Here is a 3,105-nt window from a genome sequence, read left to right as displayed (position 1 = left end):
GCGGTGTTGCCGAATGCGACCGTGGCGTGACCCGACGGGGCCGGCGTCCGAGTATCGTTGCCGCGGCATTCAACCGGACACGAAAGCGGGAACGCACATGATGGAGTGGTGGCAGTCGATCATCCTCGGCATCGTCGAGGGGATCACGGAGTTCCTCCCGATCTCCAGTACCGGTCACCTGACCGTCGCCGAGAAGCTGATGGGGATGCCCATCAGCGATCCCACCGTCACGGCCTACACCGCCATGATCCAGGTGGGCGCGATGATCGCGGCGATCGTGTACTTCTGGTCCGACATCGTCCGCATCGTGAAGGCGTGGTTCGGCGGCCTCCGCAGCGCGGAGGGCAAGGCCGACCCCGACTATCGGCTGGGCTGGGCCGTCATCGTCGGCTTCGCGGTGACCGCGGTGATCGCGCTCGCGCTGAAGGACCTGATCGAGGGGCCGCTGCGCAGCCTGTGGTTCGTCGTCGGCGGCCTGCTGGTGTGGAGCGTCGCGATGTTCCTCGGCGACCGCGTCGGCAAGCAGGAGCGCGGCGAGCACTCCATCACGATCAAGGACGGGGCGATCCTCGGCCTCATTCAGAGCTTCGCGCTCGTGCCGGGCGTCTCCCGCTCGGGCGCCACGATCACTGGCGCGCTGTTCCTCGGCATCGACCGCGTCACCGCGACCCGCATGAGCTTCTTCCTGGGCATCCCGACGCTCGTCGCGGCCGGCGGCCTGCAGGCGGTGCAGGAGGCGTCCGCGATCGGCGCGCCGGGCGGGGTCGGCTGGCTGGCCACGATCATCGGGACGGCGATCTCGTTCGTCGTCGCCTACGCCTCCATCGCGTGGTTGCTGAAGTTCGTCCAGTCGAACAACTTCACCGCCTTCGTGATCTACCGCGTGCTGCTCGGCCTGCTGATCGCGGGGCTCCTGCTCGCGAACGTGATCGCCCCGGTCTGACGCGGGCCGCGGGCGTCCCCGATCGCTAGGGTGGGCGCCATGCAACGACGGACGGTCGGGGGCAGTGGCCTCCAGGTGGGACGCCTCGGGCTCGGCACCATGACGTGGGGCCGCGACACGCGCATGGACGAGGCGAAGCCGCTCATCGCGTCGTTCGTGGACGCCGGAGGCTCCCTGGTCGACACGGCCGCCGCCTACGGCAACGGCGAGGCGGAGCGCATGCTCGGCAAGCTGATGCGCACCGAGGTGCGCCGCTCCGACGTCGTCGTCGCGACGAAGGCCGGCTTCGGGCTGCGGGACGGCCGGCGCGTCGTCGACACCTCCGCGCGCTCGATGCTGGACGACCTGCACGGCTCCCTGCGCCGGCTCGGCACCGACCACCTGGACCTCTGGCAGATCCACGCCTGGGGTTCGGCGCCGCTGGAGGAGACCCTCGCGGCGATCGACCAGGCCGTGTCGGCCGGCGACGTCCGGTACGCGGGCGTCTCGAACTTCGTCGGCTGGCAGACCGCCCAGGCGGCGACCTGGCAGCGGGCCTTCCCGGGCCGCGCCCCGATCGCGAGCGCCCAGGTGGAGTACTCCCTACTGGCCCGCCGCGCCGAGGTGGAGGTGCTGCCCTGCGTCCGGTCGCTCGGCCTGGGCTTCTTCCCCTGGTCGCCGATGGGACGCGGCGTCCTCACCGGGAAGTACCGTTCGGGGACGCCGCGCGACTCGCGCGGCGCGACCGATCACTTCGGCTGGTACGTGGAGCCTTACCTGGAGGCCCGCTCGCGGGCCGTCGTCGAGGGTGTCGCCAAGGCCGCGGACGGCCTCGGGCTGACGCCGCTGCAGGTCGCGCTCGTGTGGGTCCGGGACGCCCCCGGCGTCACCGCTCCCCTGCTGGGTGCCCGGACGGCCGACCAGCTCGCCCCGTACCTCGCCTGCGAGGACCTGGAGGTGCCCCACGAGATCGTGCTGGCCCTCGACGACATCTCCGGGGGGCCGAACGGCGCCCGCGACCACGAGGACGCCCGGGCCTGATCTGCGGGGCGAGCGGAGGCGTCCGGGCGTGACCGTTGCGTCCGCGGGGTGAGCCGCTTGTCTCGTTTCGACACCGCCCGGGCGCCCTTGCTATAGTTCACGGGCTGCCGATGACCGGCAGACACCCTGCGCGGGTGGCGGAATAGGTAGACGCGCTAGCTTGAGGTGCTAGTGCCCGATTAAGGGCGTGGAGGTTCAAGTCCTCTCTCGCGCACAGGAGAAATCCCCGTCGTTGAGGCGGGGTTTTTCTTTGCCCTCGTGCGGGACTCCCGCCGCTCTCCCCTGAGCCCCTCGGCCCCGCCTGGGCGTCCCCCTGAGCCGGAACCCTCGGCCCAACCCCGGCGTCCGGCGTTCGCTGCGCTTTCTCACGTCCGCGCTTCCGCGGCACCCGACCGGACGCCAACGGGGGCTCTCTGGTTGTCGAGAGACCCAGTGGGAACGACGTGATGCTTCATCCGTTGCGCACTGGTTCGCAGGCGGGTTCTGGTCCTATAGACCGCGTCGACGGGGTCCGGGGACGCGACCGCAAGCAGCGGGCACGACACCGGCCCACCGCTGGGTGTGGGAGGGCCCGACAGGCGCAAACCAGTGCGCCCTAGATCCAGCACAACACCGTTCTCACTGGGTCTCTCGACAACCAGAGAGCATTCGTTCGCACGGGTGACGCGGCCGCCGCCGGCGCACAGCCCCCTCACAAGGACGTCTGCAAGACTCGCGTCGAACGTCCAGCCGGACCCCGACGAAAGGCCCGACCATGGGCGATCCCGTCGCCGCGTCCTTCGAGGGACGCCCGCTGCCCAAGCCCGACGAGCCCGTCGTCGACCAGGGCCTCCAGTTCGATATCACGACGATGATGGGACGCCGCGGCCTGCTCGCGCTGCTGGGCGGCGGGCTCGGCGCGATCTCCCTCGCCGCCTGCGGCGTCCCGGGAACGTCGGCGCCGGCGGCGTCCGGGACGGCGTCCTCCGGTGCGACGGCGTCCTCGAACCTCACGGAGATCCCCGACGAGACCGCCGGGCCCTACCCGGCGGACGGCTCGAACGGGCCGGACATCCTGGAGCAGGCGGGCGTCGTCCGCCGCGACATTCGGTCGAGCTTCGGCACGTCCACGGCGAAGGCCGCGGGCGTCCCGATGTCGCTGG

General features: G+C 71.2%; 2 protein-coding genes, 1 tRNA gene and 1 pseudogene. All 4 read left to right on the top strand.

Annotated elements, in window-relative coordinates; translation table 11 throughout:
* Nucleotides 1–100 precede the first annotated feature (100 nt).
* Complete coding sequence (locus tag WMJ97_RS14840; protein ID WP_347349778.1) at nt 101–943, top strand: undecaprenyl-diphosphate phosphatase; 843 nt, start codon at nt 101–103, stop codon at nt 941–943.
* 39 nt (nt 944–982) lie between these two features.
* Nucleotides 983–1,963 (top strand): aldo/keto reductase, encoded by a 981-nt coding sequence (locus WMJ97_RS14835; protein ID WP_347349777.1) that lies wholly within the window; start codon nt 983–985, stop codon nt 1,961–1,963.
* A 128-nt stretch (nt 1,964–2,091) separates the two neighbouring features.
* Nucleotides 2,092–2,177: transfer RNA gene (locus tag WMJ97_RS14830), tRNA-Leu, on the top strand.
* A gap of 540 nt (nt 2,178–2,717) precedes the next feature.
* Nucleotides 2,718–3,105: pseudogene (locus WMJ97_RS14825) on the top strand (3,4-dioxygenase subunit beta); the annotation flags it as partial.

The sequence above is a fragment of the Nigerium sp. genome (genome assembly GCF_039811905.1).
In the GTDB taxonomy this organism is placed as follows: domain Bacteria; phylum Actinomycetota; class Actinomycetes; order Propionibacteriales; family Propionibacteriaceae; genus Propioniciclava.
Note: the sequence above shows the minus strand (reverse complement) of the source record. Positions and strands in the feature narration are given on the sequence as shown.

Bases quoted from the DNA above. Each gene is read 5' to 3' on its own strand.
- WMJ97_RS14840 (WP_347349778.1), top strand. From the start codon at position 101: ATGGAGTGGTGGCAGTCGATCATCCTCGGCATCGTCGAGGGGATCACG.
- WMJ97_RS14835 (WP_347349777.1), top strand. From the start codon at position 983: ATGCAACGACGGACGGTCGGGGGCAGTGGCCTCCAGGTGGGACGCCTC.